Genomic DNA, 18,234 nt, shown 5'->3' with positions numbered 1-18,234 from the left:
GTTCCGGCATCCACGGTTCCGCATGACTACGTCGTCTTAGTGTGCGGAACCCGTCATGCCGGGCTTGTTCCGGCATCCACGGTTCCGCATGACTACGTCGTCTTAGTGTGCGGAACGGTGGCCCCCGGAACGAGTCCGGGGTGACGGCGTGGGTAGGACCGGCTCTACTTCCCGAACCCGGTCGGCGCTGGCGAAACCACCGTGGTCGTGCCCCCGCGGATTTCCTTCACCTCCAGCGCGCGCTCGGCGATGTTGTCCTTGCCGAAGCGGAAGGCGCCGTCGATGCCCGCGAAGCCGTCGCCGTCGCGCAGGCGGTTCACCGGGAACGGCGTGCCGGGCTTCCAGTCGCGCGCGATGCGCACCGTCAGCAGGACCGAATCATACCCGAGGCTCGACAGGCGGTATGGCCCGGTGCCGAAGCGCGCGCGGTATTTGGCGGCGTATTGGCGGTACAGCGTGTCCGATACGCTGGCGTACCACGCGCCCGACAGCGCGGGCTTGGCGGCAATCGCGGTGTCCGAGTTCCAAAGTTCGGTGCCGAGGATACGCGTCGACGCACCGCTGCCGCGCTTGACCATCGCTGCCGCCGACGCCGCGGTGGCGCCGCCGTCGGCGATCAACACCGCATCATAAGGTGCCTTTGCCGCAAGCCGCGTGACGGCGCCGGCGACTGCGCCCGGAGCACGCGCGTAGGTCTGGAGCGAGACGACCTGGCCGCCAGCGCCCTCGACGGCGCGAAGGAACGCGGTCGATGCACGCTCGCCGTACAGGCCGTTGGGGACGAGGCCGGCAAAGTTGCTGACGCCGCGCTCCTTTGCGAAATCGACGACCCGCGCGATCGACTGGGTCGGGACATAGCCCATCAGATACGCGCCGTTGCCGGCCACGCCGAGATCGTTGGAAAAGCTCAGCACCGGGATGTTCGCGGCGCGGGCGATCGGCGCGACCGCGCGGACGTCGTCGGCGAGCAGTGGCCCGAGGATCAGTTGCGCACCCTCGGCGATCGCACGCTGTGCGGCGGCGGCGGCACCGGTCGCGGTGTCGTAGTTGGTGATCCGGACGCGCTGGTTCTGCGTGTCGAGCAGCGCGAGCATCGTCGCGTTGGCGATCGACGTGCCGACGCCAGCGTTGCTGCCCGACAGCGGCACGAGCAGCGCGACGCGGTTGCGCTCGGCATCGCGCGGGATGCCGGTCTCGACGCCGATGTCGGGACGATCGACGGGTCGCGTGGTCGGGCGCTGCTGCGACGGCTCGAGCGGCCCGCGCGGGACGATCGTCTGGCACGCGCCGAGCAAACATGCGGCCGTGAGGGTGGCCCAGCGTATGAATGCGCGTGGTTGCCGTATCGTCGTCGCGTCTGCCATGACCGTCCCCATGAACCCTGAAACTCTTCTCGATCCCGGCCTCTACATCGTCGCGACCCCGATCGGCAATCTTGGCGATCTGTCGCCGCGCGCCGCCGACATCCTCCGCCGGGCCGACGTGATCGCGGTCGAGGACAGCCGCGTGACCGCCGGCCTGCTCCGCCATGTCGGTACCAAGACGCCGATGGTGCCGTATCACGACCACAGTGCGGAGGGCGTGCGACCGGCGCTGATCGCGCGGATGGCGACGCAGGCGGTGGCGCTGGTGTCGGACGCGGGGACGCCGCTGATCTCGGATCCCGGGTTCAAGCTGGTGCGCGACGCGCGCGCGGCGGGGCATCTGGTGGTGACGATTCCGGGTCCGTGCGCGGCGGTGGCAGCGCTGACGCTGGCGGGGTTGCCGACCGACCGGTTCCTGTTCGTCGGGTTCCTGCCGTCGAAGATGCACGCGCGGGCCGAGGCGATCGCGGAGGTGGCGACGATCCGCGCTACACTGGTGATGTATGAGTCGGGGCCGCGGTTGGGGGCATGTCTGGCGGCGCTGCTGGAAGGGCTCGGCGACCGCGAGGCAGCGGTGACGCGCGAGATCAGCAAGAAGTTCGAGGAGGCGGTGACGGGGACGCTGTCGACGCTCGCCGACCGCTATGCGGACGCGCCGCCGCGCGGGGAGATCGTGATCGTCGTCGCGCCGCCGGGTGAAGCGCCGCCTGCGAGTGCGGAGGACGGCGACGCGGCGCTGGTCGAGGCGTTGACGCGGTTGTCCACCGGGCAGGCGGCGAGCGAGGTGGCGAAGAAGCTCGGGCTTGATCGCAAGGCGCTTTATGCGCGGGCGCTGGAATTGAAGGCAGCGAGCTGATCTCCCCTCCCGCTTGCGGGAGGGGTTGGGGGAGGGCATGTCACGGACGTGCCGCCCCCGCCCTCCCCTAGCCCCTCCCGCAAGCGGAAGGGGAACACGGCAGACCGACAGGTTGCGGAAGCGGCCGGGCGTCGTGGCGAGCGCTTGGCCGGGTGGTGGCTACGGCTGAAGGGGTGGAGCATCCTGGATCGCCGCGTGCGGACGCCCGCCGGCGAGGTCGATCTCGTTGCGCGCAAAGGCAATCTGATCGCGTTCGTCGAGGTCAAGACCCGCGCGACCGCGGCCGAACTCGACTTCGCGATCGACGAGCGCCGGCTTGCGCGGGTGGCGGCGGCGGCGGAGTATCTGATGCCGCGCTATGCCGGGCCGGGCGACGATATCCGGGTCGACGTCATCCTGCTCGCGCCGGGTACGCGGCCGCGGCATATCGAGAATGCGTGGATCGGAGGGGGATAGGCTGAGGCGATCGGGCGAGCGTGGGTGACAAATCCCGCCCGCCTTCCTAAGTCCCGATCCGAACCATCCCAACCCGTCACCCCAGCGGAAGCTGGGGTCTTCCAGTTACGGGGAGACCCCAGCTTCCGCTGGGGTGACAGAAATTGGGATGCATGGAAGGAATGCGAGAATGAGCCTCACCGTCGCCGTCCAGATGGACCCGCTCGACAGCATCAACATCGCCGGCGATTCGACGTTCGCGCTCATGCTGTCGGCGCAGGACCGGGGCCATACGCTCTTCCACTATTCGGCCGAGGACCTGAACTACCGCGACGGCCGGGTCTGGGCGAAGGCACATCCGGTCACTGTGCAACGCGTCGTCGGCGATCACTTCAGCGTCGGCGAACCCGTGAACCTCGACCTCGGCGACGAGGCCGATGTCGTGCTGATGCGGCAGGATCCGCCGTTCGATCTCGGTTATATCACCGCGACGCATCTGCTCGAGCGGATCGCCGACAAGACGCTGGTCGTGAACGATCCCGCGCAGGTGCGGAACGCGCCCGAGAAGGTCTTCGTGCTCGACTACCCGCAGTTCATGCCGCCGACGCTCGTCACGCGCTCGCTCGACGAGGCGCGGAAATTTCTCGCCGAGCACGGCGCGATCGTGATCAAGCCGCTGCACGGCAACGGCGGCAAGGCGATCTTCAAGGTCGAGTCGGACGGCGCGAACCTGTCCGCGCTGATGGAGGTGTTCAACATGACGTGGCGCGAGCCGCACATGGTGCAGGCGTTCCTCCCCGACGTCGCGAAGGGCGACAAGCGGATCGTGCTGATCGACGGCGAGGTCGCGGGCGCGATCAACCGGTTGCCGGGCGCAGGCGAGATCCGCTCAAACCTGGCGGTCGGCGGCTCGGCGGAGAAGTCGGAACTGACCGACAAGGAGCGCGAGATCTGCGCGGTGCTCGGGCCGGAACTGAAGAAGCGCGGGCTGCTGTTCGTCGGGATCGACGTGATCGGCGGCACGTGGCTGACGGAGATCAACGTAACCTCGCCGACCGGGATAGTCGCGATCGGGAATTTCGACGGAACGGATGTGGCCGGCATGATCTGGGACGCGATCGAGGCGAAGGTCGCGGCGCGCTAGTCTTTCCCCATTCACCACCCCGGCGAAGGCCGGGGCCCAGTTGGAAAGGTTGCGGTAACGGAACGCGATCCTTCGCGATAACCGTCCCCCAACTGGACCCCGGCCTTCGCCGGGCAGGTGCATATGTTCGCTAGCTTGCGCAATCACCGGCGGAACACATCGGGCATCCCGGCAGTATCTGATACCCATGACCGAATTCATCCTCGATCTGATCGCCTGGGGCGGATATTTCGGTATCTTCCTGCTGATGGCGCTCGAGAATATCGTTCCGCCGGTGCCGTCCGAGGTCATCATGGGGCTGGGCGGCATGGCGGTCGCGCGGGGCAACATGAGCGTCGTGCCGCTGATCGCGTGGGGGACCGCAGGCTCGGTCGTCGGCAATTACTTCTGGTATTATATCGGCCGTAACATTGGCTACGAACGCTTCCGCCCGTTCATCGCGCGCAACGGGCGCTGGCTGACGATGGAATGGTCCGACGTCCAGAAGATCCACAGCTTCTTCGTGAAACGCGGCGGGTGGGTCATCTTCGTATTCCGCTTCATGCCCACCTTTCGAACCGTCATCTCGCTGCCCGCGGGCATGACGTGCATGCCGATCTGGCAGTTCGTGATCTGGACCGCTGCCGGCAGCGCGATCTGGAACACGGTGCTGACCTATGCCGGCATCCTGCTCGGATCGCATTTCGAGGAACTCGACCGCTATGTCGGGCCAGTCGCGGTGGCGACGTTCGCGGTCATCATCATCGGCTATGTCTGTCGCGTCGTGACGTGGAAGCCGAAGGGCTAACGCTCTCTACGCCCTGGGGTGCGCGTTGCGGTACACGTCCATCAGATGCGCCGCGTCGACCTGCGTATAGACCTGAGTCGAGCTCAGGCTCGCATGGCCCAGCAGTTCCTGGAGCGCGCGCAGGTCTGCGCCGCGCCCGAGCAGATGCGTCGCGAAACTGTGGCGCAGCGCATGCGGTGTCGTCCGGTCGCCGAGCCCGAGCCGCGCGCGCGCCGCCTGGACCGCGCGGCGGATCATCACCGGCGAAAGCGGCCCACCCTTCACGCCGCGAAACAGCGGCTCGTCGCGCGCGATCGGCCAGGGTGTCTGCGCGACATAGGCTTCGATCGCGGTGCGGACCTGCGGCAACAGCGGTACGACGCGGGTCTTGTTGCGCTTGCCCGTCACCCGGATCGTCTCGCCGAGCGGCAGGATCTCGCCCTGCAACGTCAGCGCCTCGCCGATCCGCAGACCGGCGCCGTACAACAGCATCAGCACCGCCCAGTCGCGCGCGCCGATCCAGGGCTCGGCCGCATCGTCGGCCACCTCCTCCGCCAGCGCAACCGCTTCGGCCGGCGAGATCGGCCGCGGCACGCCGGTCTTGACGCGCGGCCCCCGCATCCGCGGTTGCTCGGCGTCTTCGTTCGCCCAGGCGAGAAACCCGCGCACCGCCGACAATTCGCGCGCGGCCGAGGCGTTGCCGAGCCCCGATTCGCGACGCTGCGCCAGATACGCGCGGAGGTCCGTCGCCGTGACCCGCGCCAGCGCCGCGCGGTCGATCGCCTCGCCCCAATGGCCGATCAGGAACGCGGTCAGTCGCTCGGCCGACGCCTGATAGGCGCGGACCGTGTGCACAGATCGCCGACGGTCGCTCACCAGATGCTCGGCCCACCGCATCGACGGCGGCAAGGGGTCGGTCCGGTCCATGACGTGGACAGTAGCGCGTTCGAACGACAAAGAAAATTAACGTCCTGTCGATATTGAACGGTCATGTCCCGCGCCAATTCGACGACTGAAATCTTTGCAGACGAAACGCGACGGCTGGCGGCGCTGCATGCCCTGGCCTTGCTCGACAGCGAGCCCGAGCGCGAATACGACGCGCTCGTCACACTGGCGGCCGAGATGCTGGATTGCCCGACTGCGCTGCTGACGCTGGTCGACAGCGAACGGCTGTGGATCAAGGCGGCGGCGGGCGGCGAACGCGGCGAGATCAGCCGCGATATCGGCATGTGCGCCTACACGATCTGCAACAAGGATCCGCTGGTCATCGAGGATCTGAGCTGCGATCCGCGGTTCACGCGAAACCCTCTGGTCGCACCATCCGACGGTGCGCGCTTTTATGCGGGTGCGCCGATCCACGCGATCGACGGCCACGGAGAACGACACGCGATCGGCACGATCTGCGTCATCGATACCGTGCCGCGCAGCCTGAACGACGCCGGCCGCGCGGCCCTGTTGAACCTCGCCACGCTTGCCGAAACCACCATCGCCGCACGCGCCGCGGCGAACCGCGCGATCACGATCGCCATCACCGCTGATCAGCAGGCCGCAGCGCTTGTCCGGCAGGACCGGATCTTCCGCCAGGCCGAGCGGATGGCAGCGATCGGATCGTGGCGCGTGTCGCTGGACGACAATCACCTCGAATGGTCCGAGGGCGTCTATCACATCTACGGGCTGCCGGTCGGCGACCTGCCAGACATGGCAACCGCGATGGACTTCTATCCGGCGAACGCGCGCGACGCATTGACCATGGCGCTCGACCGCGCGATCGAGAGCGGCGCACCGTTCGACCTCGAGGTCGACTTCACCACCGTCCAGGGCGAGCCACGCCGGGTGCGCGTCCTCGGCGAACGGGAATGCAACGACGACACGCCGGTCGCGCTGGTCGGCGTGTTCCAGGACGTGACCGAGCGCCACGCACTCGAAACCACGCTGCGCCGCTCGGCCGACACCGACGCGCTCACCGGAATCGCCAATCGCGCGGCGTTCGACCGCGCGCTCGACGCGGCGATGGCACGGTCGCGCGCCAATGCGACGCCGCTGCTGCTCGCGCTGCTCGATCTCGACGGGTTCAAGGCGATCAACGACACGCTCGGCCATACCGCGGGCGACGACGTCCTGCGCGGCGTCGGCCGGGTGTTGCGCGAACCCTGGCTCAAGGACAGCTTCGTCGCGCGGCTGGGCGGCGACGAATTCGCGGTGCTAGTCGAGCATCCCGCGCTCGCCGCGATGCCGAGCCAGGTCTGCGCGCGATTGCAGGACGCGTTACGCTTCCCGGTCGCGCTCAACGGGCTGGCGATGGTCAGCGCCGGAACGGTCGGGATCGCCGCGCTCGAGCCCGATTGCCTCTCGATCCGCGACTTCGTCCACCGCGCCGATACGGTGCTCTACAAGGCCAAGCGCGCGCGCGTCGGCGAACGTCGCCGCTCGGACCGGCGCAACGCCGCGTAAGACGGTTCCCGCAGGCGCGATCCGGCCCCATATATGACACGATGTCGTCCCGCGCCCGTGTCCTGATCCTCAACGCCGCCCTCGGGCCGCTCGACTACCGCGTGCCGCAGGGCATGGAGGTCGGGCCGGGCTCGATCGTCGTCGCGCCGCTGGGGCCGCGGCAGTTGCTCGGCGTGGTGTGGGAGGCGGAGCGGATGCCGTCCGATGCGGAGGTCGGCGACAACCGGTTACGCAACCTGCTCGCGGTCGCCGACGTGCCGCCGCTGGGGGAGCCGCTGCGGCGGCTGGTCGAGTGGACGGCCGACTATTACCTCGCGCCGGCAGCGTCGGTGTTGCGGATGACGCTCGCCTCTACCTCGGCACTGGAGGGTGCGCGGACGGCTGTCGAGTATCGCTCGACCGGAGTTTTGCCCCCCCGCCTCACCCCGCAGCGCGAGCAGGCGCTGGAGCGGATCGGTGACCGCCAGGGCCTGATCCGCGAACTCGCCACCCTCGCCGAGGTCAGCGATGCGGTGATACGCGGGCTGGTGAAGGTCGGCGCGATCGAGGCGGTCGAGGTGAGTATCGACGTCCCCTACCCCATGCCCGATCCGCGGCATCACGAGCCGACATTGTCCGACGACCAGCGCGCCGCGGCCGATGCTTTGGTGGCCGGGGTGGCCGAGCATGCCTTCCATCCGACCTTGCTCGACGGCGTTACCGGCTCGGGCAAGACCGAGGTGTATTTCGAAGCGGTCGCGCAGGCGATCCGCGACGGGCGCCAGACGCTGGTGCTGCTCCCCGAGATCGCGCTGACCGAGCCGTTCCTCAAGCGCTTCCACGACCGGTTCGGGTGCGAACCCGTCGCGTGGCATTCGGGGCTGCGCTCGACGCAACGGCGGCGCGCGTGGCGCGCGATCGCGAGCGGCGAGGCGCTGGTGACGGTCGGCGCGCGCTCGGCGCTGTTCCTGCCGTATCGCGACCTCGGGCTGATCGTCGTCGACGAGGCGCACGAGACCAGCTTCAAGCAGGAAGAGGGCGTGCATTATCACGCACGCGACGTGGCGGTCATGCGCGGCAAGTTCGAGGGGTGCCCGGTCATCCTCGCGTCCGCCACCCCCGCGATCGAGACCCGGCAACAGGTCGCGACCGGGCGCTATGCCGAGCTGAAGCTGCCCGGCCGGTTCGGCGTCGCGGAGATGCCGACGATCGAACCGATCGACCTGATCAAGGATCCGCCCGAGCGCGGCCGGTGGCTGGCGCCCAAGCTCGTGCAGGCGATGCAGGCGACGCTGGCGCGCGGCGAGCAGTCGCTGCTGTTCCTCAACCGGCGAGGCTATGCGCCGCTGACCTTGTGCCGGACGTGCGGGCACCGGTTCCAGTGCCCGAACTGCACCGCGTGGATGGTCGAGCACCGGCTGACCAACCGCCTCGCCTGCCATCATTGCGGCCATGCCGAGCCGACGCCGCGCGTGTGCCCCGAGTGCAAGGGCGAGGACACGCTCGTTGCCTGTGGGCCAGGGGTCGAGCGGATTGCGGACGAGGTGGCGGCACTGTTCCCCGAGGCGAAGACCGCCGTCGTGACGTCCGACACGATCTGGTCACCCGCCAAGGCGTCCGAGTTCGTCGGGCGGATGGAGGCGGGCGATATTGATATCGTCGTCGGCACGCAGCTGGTGACGAAGGGCTATCACTTTCCGAACCTCACGCTGGTCGGCGTGGTAGACGCGGACCTGGGCCTCGACGGCGGCGATCTGCGTGCGGCGGAGCGTACCTTCCAGCAGATCCGGCAGGTATCGGGGCGCGCTGGGCGCGGCGAGAAGCCGGGGCACGTGTTCATCCAGACGCATAGTCCGGACGCGCAGGTGATGCAGGCGCTGATCACCGGCGATGCGGATGCGTTCTATGCGGCGGAAACCGACGCGCGCAAGGACGCCGGCGCGCCGCCGTTCGGGCGCTATGCGGCGATCGTGGTGTCGTCGGAGGACCAGAAATGCGCGCACGAGACCGCCAAGCTGGTCGGGCGTAGCGCGCCCGAGGTTGACGGGATGCACGTTTATGGGCCGGCCCCTGCCCCGCTGGCGATGCTGCGCGGACGGCACAGGTATCGGCTGCTGGTCCATGCGCGGCGGGCGCTGGACGTGCAGGACGTGATCCGCGAGTGGCTGGGGAAGCTGGACTGGCCGTCCAAGGCGCGGGTGACGGTGGACGTCGACCCGTATAATTTTCTGTAGGCCAAGTCGAAGCCCACATTAGCGGAGCGCCGCATAGCCACCTCCCCGGCGGAGGCCGGGGTCCAGTTGGGCGGACTTGCCTGAGTAAACGCAGCGGCCGGTTACGCCTGCCTTCCCAACTGGGCCCCGGCCTTCGCCGGGGTGGTGCAAAGAGAAGACATGTTCACCCGCGAAGGCGGGTGCCCAGACTGGGTCCCCGCCTTCGCGGGGAAACAAATCTTACTTCAGTTGACGGTAAGCTTACTCGCCCGCGTGTTCGGCCAACACGGTCAGGCCCTTGGCGCTGACCTCGGCGAAACCGCCGCGGATCGCGATCGTCTCGGGCGTGCCGTTCTGCGTGCGATACACCTGAACGCCGCCATCGCGGACCGTCGACATGAACGGCGCATGGCCCTCCAATACGCCGAAATCGCCTTCGGTGCCGGGGACGACGACCATATAGACCTCCTCCGAGCGGACGAGCTTTTCTGGCGTGACGAGTTCGAAATGCAGCATGTCTATCTTCTCACTCCCTCCCCTTTCAGGGGAGGGTCGGGGTGGGGGAGTGCGGCAGGCGCGACGCGCGCGGTCAGGCCCCACCCCAACCCTCCCCTGAAGGGGAGGGAGCTAAGCTTACGCTTCGGCGGCCATCTTTTCGGCCTTGGCGACAGCTTCATCAATGCCGCCGACCATGTAGAACGCTGCCTCGGGCAGGTGATCATACTCGCCCTCGACGACCGCCTTGAACGAGCGGACGGTGTCCTCGAGCTGCACGAACTTGCCGCTGATGCCGGTGAAGACCTCGGCGACGTGGAACGGCTGGCTGAGGAACTTCTGGATCTTCCGCGCACGCTGCACGGTCAGCTTATCTTCCTCGCTCAGCTCGTCCATGCCGAGAATCGCGATGATGTCCTGCAGCGACTTGTACTTCTGCAGCGTCGACTGGACCGCACGCGCGGTGTCGTAATGCTCCTGGCCGACGACGCGTGGCTCGAGCAGACGCGAGGTCGAATCGAGCGGATCGACTGCCGGGTAGATGCCCAGCTCCGAAATCGCACGGTTGAGGTTGGTCGTCGCATCGAGATGCGCGAACGACGTCGCAGGCGCCGGATCGGTGAGATCGTCGGCCGGCACGTACACGGCCTGCACCGAGGTGATCGAGCCCTTGTTCGTGGACGTGATGCGCTCCTGCAGCGCGCCCATGTCGGTCGACAGCGTCGGCTGATAGCCCACGGCCGACGGAATACGACCGAGCAGTGCCGAAACCTCTGCGCCCGCCTGCGTGAAGCGGAAGATGTTGTCGACGAAGAACAGCACGTCCTGGCCTTCGACGTCGCGGAAATACTCGGCGATCGTCAGGCCCGACAGCGCGACGCGGGCACGTGCGCCTGGCGGCTCGTTCATCTGGCCGAATACGAGTGCGACCTTCGAGCCTTCCGACTGCGGATTGCCGTCGGCATCCTTGGCGATGACGCCCGCGTCGAGGAACTCGTGGTACAGATCGTTACCCTCGCGGGTACGCTCGCCGACGCCCGCGAACACCGAGGTGCCGCCATGGCCCTTGGCGATGTTGTTGATCAGTTCCTGGATCAGCACGGTCTTGCCGACGCCGGCGCCGCCGAACAGGCCGATCTTGCCGCCCTTTGCATAGGGTGCGAGCAGATCGATGACCTTGATGCCCGTGACCAGGATCGCGCTCTCGGTCGACTGGTCGACGAACAGCGGTGCCGACGCATGGATCGGTGCGGTCGTCTCTGCGCCGACGGGGCCACGCTCGTCGATCGGCTCGCCGATGACGTTGAGGATGCGGCCGAGCGTTTTCGGGCCGACGGGCACGCGGATCTGCGAGCCGGTGTCGGTGACGGTCTGGCCGCGGGTCAGACCCTCGGTCGCGTCCATCGCGATCGTGCGCACGGTGTTCTCGCCGAGATGCTGGGCGACCTCGAGCACGAGCCGATTGCCGTTATTGTCGGTTTCGAGCGCCGACAGAATGGCGGGCAGGTTGTCGGGGAAATGCACGTCGACGACGGCACCGATCACCTGCGAAATGCGGCCCGTATTGTTCGTGGCGCCCTCGGTAGGGCGGATTGCTTCAGCGGCGGTTGCCATCACACTATCCTTGGGTCTTGCTGTTGGCCGGGCTGGTAGCCGGAGAACGGGTAAAAGTCACGTCGATGCGCTGAGGCGCACCGTTGGTAGCAGGGACGAGCGCGACCTTGGCAGGCGCCGCATCGAGCGGCTGGCCGAGGCGGATCGCCCTCAGGAGGTCGGGCGACGCCTTGATCTTGAAGCGGCCGAGAAACTCGCCGACGGTCTGCGCGAGCCGCATCCGTGCCGTCGTCGCGTCGACCGGATCGGTCAACGTCAGCGCATAGGTCACGGTATCGATCGCCGCTGCGGTCTTGCCCGTAACAGCGACGGACGTCGTGTTGGGCTTGGCCGCGTTGGAGTTCGAGAACATCCGCGGCTGGCCGGTCGCCGTGAAGCCCCCGTCCTTTGCCGCATAGTCGCCGAGCGCGAAGCCCGCTTGGTTGATCGCGCCGATCGTCTCCTGCGGGGAGGCGAACAGGCGGTCCCAGCCCGACAGCGTCGCGACGGAGGCGGTTTGCGCCGCTTCCTGCTCGCGCACCGACGGTGCCGGCTTGCCGCAGCCCGCCAGCATCACAGTAAGGGTCAAGGCGACCGCGACCCTCATTTCAGCGCTTCGGCACCCGAGATGATCTCGACCAGTTCGGTCGTGATCGCGGCCTGACGCGTGCGGTTATACTGGATCGACAGACGCGTGATCATGTCGCCGGCATTGCGCGTGGCGTTGTCCATCGCGTTCATGCGCGAGCCCTGCTCCGACGCTGCGTTTTCGAGCAGCGCGCGGAAGATCTGGATCGCGACGTTGCGCGGCAGCAGGTCGGCGAGGATCGCCTCCTCGTCTGGCTCGTATTCGGTCACGGCTTCCGCAGGTGCGTTCGGCTTGGCCTCTGCACCGGGGATCGTCGAGATCGGCACGGGGACGATCTGGATCCCGGTCGGGATCTGCACCAGCGCCGACACGAACTTCGAATAGAACAGGTGCGCGACGTCGAACTGACCTTCGCCGAAGCGCTTGATCAGGTCTTCGGAGATCTCCTGCGCGTCGCTGAACGCGAGCTTCTTGATCTGGCTCATCTCGTGATCGGCGAGGATGTCGTTCGGGAAGAACCGCTTGATCACGCGACCCTTCTTGCCCGCGACATAGAATTTCACGGTCTTGCCGGCCGCGATCAGCTCCTCGGCCTTGCGGCGTGCCGCGCGGACGATGTTGGTGTTGAACGCACCCGCCAAGCCACGCTCCGACGTCGCGATGACGATCAGGTGGACCTGGTCCTTGCCGGTCCCGGCCAGCAGCGGCGATGCGCCCGGCGCGATGCCGACGCGCCCCGCAAGGCTCGCCATCACCGCTTCGAGCCGCTCGGCATAGGGCCGGCCGGCGACCGCGGCGTCCTGCGCACGGCGCAGTTTTGCAGCGGCGACCATCTTCATCGCCTTGGTGATCTTCTGCGTCGACTTCACCGAGCCGATGCGGATCTTGAGTGCCTTGAGGCTCGCCATCTACGTCCCTTTGTTCCTCCGCGAAGGCGGAGGCCCAGCCTGCCCCCGCGTCAGCGGGGGCATGTTCTACTTAAGCGAAAGTCTTGGCGAACGCCTCGAGCGCTGCCTTCAGCTTGTCCTTCGCCTCGTTACCCAGATCGCGGGTATCGCGGATCAGTTTCAGCACATCGGCGTGGTTCGCGCGCATGTCGGCGAGCAGCGCCTGCTCGTAGCGGGTCACGTCGGCGACGGGCACCTTGTCGAGATAGCCGCTGGTGCCAGCGAAGATCGACACCGTCTGCTCTTCGAACGGCAGCGGCGAGAACTGGGCCTGCTTGAGCAGTTCAGTCAGACGCGCACCGCGGTTGAGCAGCTTCTGCGTCGACGCATCGAGATCCGACCCGAACTGCGCGAATGCCGCCATCTCGCGGTACTGCGCGAGCTCGAGCTTGATCGAGCCCGACACCTTCTTCATCGCCTTGGTCTGTGCGGCCGAGCCGACGCGGCTGACCGAAAGACCGACGTTGATCGCCGGGCGCACGCCCGAGAAGAACAGGTCGGTTTCGAGGAAGATCTGGCCGTCGGTGATCGAGATCACGTTGGTCGGGATGTACGCCGAAACGTCGCCCGCCTGAGTCTCGATGATCGGCAGCGCGGTCAGCGAGCCGCCGCCGTTCGCGTCCGACATCTTGGCCGCACGCTCGAGCAGGCGGCTGTGGAGATAGAACACGTCGCCCGGATACGCCTCACGGCCCGGAGGACGACGCAGCAGCAGCGACATCTGGCGATAGGCGACCGCCTGCTTTGACAGATCGTCGTAGCAGATCAGCGCGTGCATGCCGCGATCGCGGAAATACTCGCCCATCGCGACGCCGGTGTAGGGCGCGAGATACTGGAGCGGTGCGGGGTCCGACGCGGTCGCGGCGATCACGATGGTGTATTCCATCGCGCCATTCTCTTCGAGCGTCTTGACGAGCTGCGCCACGGTCGAGCGCTTCTGGCCGATCGCGACATAGACGCAGTACAGCTTCTTCGACTCGTCGTCGCCGGCATTGGCGATCTTCTGGTTGATGAACGCGTCGATCGCGACGGCCGACTTGCCGGTCTGGCGATCGCCGATGATCAGCTCGCGCTGGCCGCGGCCGACGGGGACGAGCGCGTCGATCGCCTTGAGACCGGTCTGGACCGGCTCGCTGACCGACTGGCGCGGGATGATGCCCGGTGCCTTGACCTCGACGCGGCTGCGCTCGGTCGTGTGGATCGGGCCCTTGCCGTCGATCGGGTTGCCGAGACCGTCGACCACACGGCCGAGCAGCTCCTTGCCGATCGGCACGTCGACGATCGTGCCGGTGCGCTTGACGATGTCGCCTTCCTTGATCTCGGAATCGCTCCCGAAGATCACGACGCCGACGTTATCGGCCTCGAGGTTGAGCGCCATGCCCTGCACGCCGTTCGAGAATTCGACCATCTCGCCGGCCTGGACGTTGTCGAGGCCGAAAATGCGCGCGATGCCGTCGCCGACGCTCAGCACCTGGCCGGTCTCGCTGACCTGGGCCTCGGTGCCGAAATTGGCGATCTGATCCTTGATGATCTTCGAGATTTCTGCGGCGCGAATATCCATGGTCAGCCTTTCATCGCCTGCGCGAGCGTGTTCAAACGGGTCTTGATCGACGAATCGATCATCTGGCTGCCGACGCGGACGACGAGTCCGCCCAGCAGCGATGGGTCGACGCTGAGGTCGACGGAAACGTCACGGCCGACGCGCTGGCGGAGCTGCTGCTTCAGCTCGATCACCTGCTCGTCGCTCAGCGGATGCGCCGAGGTCACTTCGGCGGCGATCTCGCCGCGATGCTGCGCAGCAAGCGTGCGATACGCCTTGATGATCTTCGGCAGCGCGCCGAGGCGGTGGTTCTCAGCGAGGACGCCGAGGAAGCTCTTCGTGGTCGCATCGACGCCAAGTGCATCGGCGACCGCGAGGACCGCCTTCACCGCCGCGCCGCGCGAGACCATCGGGCTGGTCGTCAGATTGCGGAAGTCCTCGGACTGCGCGAGCGCGTCGCGCACGTTCGCCAGGCTCGACTCGACTGCGTCGATCGTCTTCGCGTCACGTGCGAGTTCGAACAGGGCCAGCGCATAACGCCCGCCTAAGCTCGCCTGAATACCGCCGCCGGGGTTACCGGGAATTATCTCCACGGACCTGTAAATCCTCGCCTGAAACCGAAAATGTTGCCGCCCCATGGGGGAAGAGGGCGCGAAAGCACCTCTCATGGGACGCGGCGCGGTTAGCATCGGGTTCCCGGATTGGCAACCCGGCGGGATGGTCGGGGGACTGGGTTTGTGACTGTTTTGTCATCGGCCTTCCGTCACCCCGGGCTTGTTCCGGGGTCCACCGCTCCGCTAACTCTACGGCTTGTTGCCTATGCGGCACGGTGGATGCCGGAACCAGTCCGGCATGACGGAACGAGGAATCAGAATGACCGGCACGATGGAAACGATGACGATGTCCGACGGCGCGACCGTCGCGGTCTATCATGCGCAGCCGACCGGCGCGCGCCGCGGCGGGCTGGTCCTGGTGCAGGAAATCTTCGGCGTCACCGACCATATCCGCGATCTCTGCGACGAATACGCCGCCGACGGTTACGAGGTGCTGGCGCCGGCCCTTTTCGACCGCGAGCATCCCGGCTTCGAAGCGGACTATTCGGGCGACGGCCTCGCCCGCGGCATCGAACTCGCGCGCCAGCTCCATCCGTTCGACCTGTCGTTGAAGGACGTCCAGAGCTGTATCGACACGCTGGCGCCGGCCGGCGCGGTGTTCGTGGTCGGCTATTGCTATGGCGGCTCGGTCGCATGGTTCGCCTCGACCAAGCTCACCGGCGTCGCGGCGGCGAGCGGCTATTATGGCAGCATGATCCCGGCCGCTGCGGACGAGGAACCCAAGGTCCCGGTCATCCTCCACTTCGGTCGCCACGACCACGGCATCCCGATGGAGGGCGTCGAGCAGGTCATCGCCAAGGATTGGCCGAATTCGACGGTGTACGTCTACGAGGCGGGCCACGGGTTCAATTCGGACCGGCGGAAGGACTATCACGAGCCGAGCGCGGATCTGGCGAAGGCGCGGACGCTGGAGCTGTTCCGCGCGAACGGGGGCTGAGGTTAGCCGAGTCTCCACCAACCACACCACCCCGGCGAAGGCCGGGGCCCAATTGGAAAGGTGGCAATAATTGAGGGCTGCGCTCCGTCAGCGACGTCCCCCAATTGGGCCCCGGCCTTCGCCGGGGTCGTGGCCCTGTTACAGGGCTCAGTGTAGGGTCAGAGACTTCGGCGCAGCTGGCCTACGAACGCGGAGGCAGCCCCTTCTTCCCTTGTTCTCCCGCGAAGGCGGGAGCCCAGTCTGGGTCCCCGCCTTCGCGGGGAAACAGTGCGCGGTAGGTCCTACGTGATCACCCCTCCGGAAAATCCGCGCCGAGGCTCGCCGCTTTGTGCGCCTCGATCTCCTTCAACCGCGCCGCCACCTTCTGCACCGCCGCCTCATACCCCCAGCGCCCCAGCACCAGATGCCGCGGCGGGTTCGCATCCTCGGTCAGCGCGATCATCGCCTCGCCCGCGCGCACCGGGTCACCCGCCTGCGTCCCGCTGATCTCGCGCGTGCCGTCGAGCCGCTTGCCCGCCGTCTCGGCATAGTCCGCGATCGCCACCGGCGTCTGCTTGAGCGAGCGCCCCGCCCAATCGGTGCGGAACGGCCCCGGCTCGACGCACGTCACCCGAACCCCCAGCGGCGCTACCTCGGCGAGCAGCGAGTCGGAGAAGCCCTCCACCGCATGCTTCGACGCGGCGTAATAACCCGAGCCCGGAAACCCGACCAACCCGGCGACCGAGGTGATGTTGATGATATGCCCGCTCCGCTGCGCGCGCAGGATCGGCAGCACCGCGCGGGTCATCGCGAACAGCCCGAACACGTTCGCATCGAACTGCGCGCGGATTTCGGCGTCGTCGCCCTCCTCGATCGACGCCTGATAGCCATAGCCCGCATTGTTCACGAGCACGTCGATCCGTCCGAACTTGGCCTTGGCCTGCGCGACCGCGTCGTCGATCTGCGCCTGATCAGTGACGTCGAGCGACACCGCCAGCGCGCGGTCCCCCACCCCGTCCGCGAGATCGGCGACCCGCGCCGCATCGCGCGCGGTGACGACCGCACGCCAACCGCGCGCGAGCACGAGCTTGGCGAGTTCGCGCCCGAACCCGGTCGAGCAGCCGGAGATGAACCAGACGGGGGTGTCGGTGGCCATGAGACGTCTTTCTATAAGGTGATACGAGGAAGAACGGCCCGCCACGCCAATGGCTCCGACGTTTGACCGCAAGCCACGGGATGCGCGCTCTCTGCGAGCGCCTATAACCGCATCATGAGCACCGCCCCCGCACTCGACGACGACGCCGCCTGGATCGCATTCGAGCGCCGCGATCGCGCGTGGGATGGCCGGTTCGTCGTGGGCGTGACGACCACCGGCATCTACTGCAAGCCGAGCTGCCCGGCCCGCCACCCCAAGCGCGAGAACGTCACCTTCCACCCCGACCCAGTTAGCGCGCGCGCCGCCGGCTTCCGCGCCTGCCTGCGCTGCATCCCGGACGAAGTGGGTCGCGACCGGATCGCCGTCGCCGCCGCAATCGCATTGCTCGAAGCCGCCGACGACCGCCTCTCGCTCGACGCGGTCGCGGCGAAGGTCGGCTACGCGCCGCACCATTTCCACCGCCTGTTCAAACGCGCCACCGGCGTCACCCCCGCCGCCTATGCGCGGGCCCTGCGCACCGGCCGCGCACGCGACGCCTTATCGGAGGACTCGACCGTGACCGAAGCGATCTACGACGCCGGCTATTCCGCCCCCAGCCGGTTCTACGAGGCGGACGCGAAACGGCTCGGCATGGCGCCCAGCGCCTGGGCCCGCGGCGGTGAAGGCGTGACGATCCGCTGGACGGTGGCTGACACGAGCCTCGGCGCGCTGTTCGTCGCCGCTACCGACAAGGGTCTCTGCCGTGTGTCGTTCGACGAAGACGCCGACGAACTCCGCCGCCGCTTCCCCAATGCTGCTATCGAACCGGGCGACACAGCCCTCGCAGACCTCGCCGCACAGGTGGTGGCGGCCGTCGAATCCCCCGATCGCGACCACGATCTTCCGCTAGATGTCCGCGGCACCGCGTTCCAGGAGGCGATCTGGCAGGCGCTGCGGACGATTCCGATCGGAGAAACCCGCACCTACAGCGAACTTGCAGCGCTGGCCGGCCGCCCCGCCGCGGTCCGCGCGGCCGGCAGCGCGTGCGGGCAGAACCCGGTCTCGATCGTCATACCCTGCCACCGCGCGCAACGCATCGGTGGCGCGCTCGGCGGCTATGCCTACGGCCTCGACCGCAAACGCGCGCTGCTCGCGCGAGAGCGCTAGGGGGCTGGCGCGAGAGCGCTAGGGGGCTGG

General features: G+C 67.5%; 17 protein-coding genes. 8 read left to right on the top strand and 9 right to left on the bottom strand.

Annotated features, from left to right (window positions below; genetic code table 11):
• Nucleotides 1–164: 164 nt before the first annotated feature.
• Entirely contained in the window at nt 165–1,364 is a 1,200-nt protein-coding gene (locus EQZ23_RS15365; protein WP_128455282.1) for a penicillin-binding protein activator, read from the bottom strand.
• A gap of 10 nt (nt 1,365–1,374) precedes the next feature.
• On the opposite strand from EQZ23_RS15365, the gene rsmI reads away from it, so the two are divergent.
• The 4 genes from rsmI to EQZ23_RS15345 all read left to right on the top strand — a co-directional run bounded on the left by rsmI (nt 1,375) and on the right by EQZ23_RS15345 (nt 4,586).
• The gene (gene rsmI, locus EQZ23_RS15360; protein WP_128455281.1) at nt 1,375–2,220 is read left to right on the top strand and encodes a 16S rRNA (cytidine(1402)-2'-O)-methyltransferase; all 846 of its coding nucleotides are present in this window, start codon (nt 1,375–1,377) and stop codon (nt 2,218–2,220) included.
• Nucleotides 2,221–2,268: 48 nt separating this feature from the next.
• Nucleotides 2,269–2,676 carry a YraN family protein gene (locus EQZ23_RS15355; RefSeq protein WP_128455280.1) on the top strand — a complete coding sequence of 136 codons (408 nt, stop codon included), beginning with the start codon at nt 2,269–2,271 and terminating at the stop codon, nt 2,674–2,676.
• A 169-nt stretch (nt 2,677–2,845) separates the two neighbouring features.
• Entirely contained in the window at nt 2,846–3,799 is a 954-nt protein-coding gene (gshB, locus tag EQZ23_RS15350; RefSeq protein WP_128455279.1) for a glutathione synthase, read from the top strand.
• 187 nt (nt 3,800–3,986) lie between these two features.
• Nucleotides 3,987–4,586, top strand: coding sequence for a DedA family protein (locus EQZ23_RS15345; RefSeq protein ID WP_128455278.1), 600 nt, complete (start codon nt 3,987–3,989; stop codon nt 4,584–4,586).
• A gap of 6 nt (nt 4,587–4,592) precedes the next feature.
• Here EQZ23_RS15345 and EQZ23_RS15340 read toward each other — a convergent pair whose 3' ends face one another.
• Nucleotides 4,593–5,492, bottom strand: coding sequence for a tyrosine recombinase XerC (locus EQZ23_RS15340; protein WP_240663605.1), 900 nt, complete (start codon nt 5,490–5,492; stop codon nt 4,593–4,595).
• Nucleotides 5,493–5,555: 63 nt separating this feature from the next.
• Between EQZ23_RS15340 and EQZ23_RS15335 the strand changes: the two genes are divergently transcribed.
• Both EQZ23_RS15335 and EQZ23_RS15330 read left to right on the top strand, forming a co-directional pair.
• Nucleotides 5,556–7,016, top strand: coding sequence for a diguanylate cyclase (locus EQZ23_RS15335; protein WP_128455277.1), 1,461 nt, complete (start codon nt 5,556–5,558; stop codon nt 7,014–7,016).
• A gap of 41 nt (nt 7,017–7,057) precedes the next feature.
• Nucleotides 7,058–9,229 carry a primosomal protein N' gene (locus tag EQZ23_RS15330; RefSeq protein WP_128455276.1) on the top strand — a complete coding sequence of 724 codons (2,172 nt, stop codon included), beginning with the start codon at nt 7,058–7,060 and terminating at the stop codon, nt 9,227–9,229.
• Nucleotides 9,230–9,469: 240 nt separating this feature from the next.
• Here EQZ23_RS15330 and EQZ23_RS15325 read toward each other — a convergent pair whose 3' ends face one another.
• The 6 genes from EQZ23_RS15325 to EQZ23_RS15300 form a co-directional block, all read right to left on the bottom strand.
• The gene (locus EQZ23_RS15325) at nt 9,470–9,724 is read right to left on the bottom strand and encodes an ATP synthase F1 subunit epsilon (protein ID WP_055873595.1); all 255 of its coding nucleotides are present in this window, start codon (nt 9,722–9,724) and stop codon (nt 9,470–9,472) included.
• A 117-nt stretch (nt 9,725–9,841) separates the two neighbouring features.
• Nucleotides 9,842–11,317, bottom strand: a complete 1,476-nt coding sequence (gene atpD, locus EQZ23_RS15320; RefSeq protein WP_128455275.1) for a F0F1 ATP synthase subunit beta — start codon at nt 11,315–11,317, stop codon at nt 9,842–9,844.
• Nucleotides 11,318–11,321: 4 nt separating this feature from the next.
• On the bottom strand, nt 11,322–11,885 hold the full coding sequence (locus EQZ23_RS15315) for a hypothetical protein (RefSeq protein WP_128455274.1): 564 nt from the start codon (nt 11,883–11,885) through the stop codon (nt 11,322–11,324).
• A gap of 14 nt (nt 11,886–11,899) precedes the next feature.
• Complete coding sequence (locus EQZ23_RS15310; protein WP_128455273.1) at nt 11,900–12,793, bottom strand: F0F1 ATP synthase subunit gamma; 894 nt, start codon at nt 12,791–12,793, stop codon at nt 11,900–11,902.
• 70 nt (nt 12,794–12,863) lie between these two features.
• Nucleotides 12,864–14,393, bottom strand: a complete 1,530-nt coding sequence (gene atpA, locus EQZ23_RS15305; protein WP_055873607.1) for a F0F1 ATP synthase subunit alpha — start codon at nt 14,391–14,393, stop codon at nt 12,864–12,866.
• Between the two features lie 2 nt (nt 14,394–14,395).
• Nucleotides 14,396–14,956 (bottom strand): F0F1 ATP synthase subunit delta, encoded by a 561-nt coding sequence (locus EQZ23_RS15300; protein ID WP_240663646.1) that lies wholly within the window; start codon nt 14,954–14,956, stop codon nt 14,396–14,398.
• Nucleotides 14,957–15,245: 289 nt separating this feature from the next.
• On the opposite strand from EQZ23_RS15300, the gene EQZ23_RS15295 reads away from it, so the two are divergent.
• Nucleotides 15,246–15,923, top strand: coding sequence for a dienelactone hydrolase family protein (locus tag EQZ23_RS15295; RefSeq protein ID WP_128455271.1), 678 nt, complete (start codon nt 15,246–15,248; stop codon nt 15,921–15,923).
• 289 nt (nt 15,924–16,212) lie between these two features.
• Here the strand turns inward: EQZ23_RS15295 and EQZ23_RS15290 are convergent, their stop codons facing one another.
• Complete coding sequence (locus EQZ23_RS15290) at nt 16,213–17,058, bottom strand: oxidoreductase (protein WP_128455270.1); 846 nt, start codon at nt 17,056–17,058, stop codon at nt 16,213–16,215.
• 114 nt (nt 17,059–17,172) lie between these two features.
• Between EQZ23_RS15290 and ada the strand changes: the two genes are divergently transcribed.
• A complete protein-coding gene (gene ada, locus EQZ23_RS15285) occupies nt 17,173–18,204 on the top strand; it encodes a bifunctional DNA-binding transcriptional regulator/O6-methylguanine-DNA methyltransferase Ada (protein WP_128455269.1) in 1,032 nt (343 codons plus the stop codon).
• Nucleotides 18,205–18,234 lie beyond the last annotated feature (30 nt).

This window comes from Sphingomonas sp. UV9 (genome assembly GCF_004101245.1).
In the GTDB taxonomy this organism is placed as follows: domain Bacteria; phylum Pseudomonadota; class Alphaproteobacteria; order Sphingomonadales; family Sphingomonadaceae; genus Sphingomonas.
Note: the sequence above shows the minus strand (reverse complement) of the source record. Positions and strands in the feature narration are given on the sequence as shown.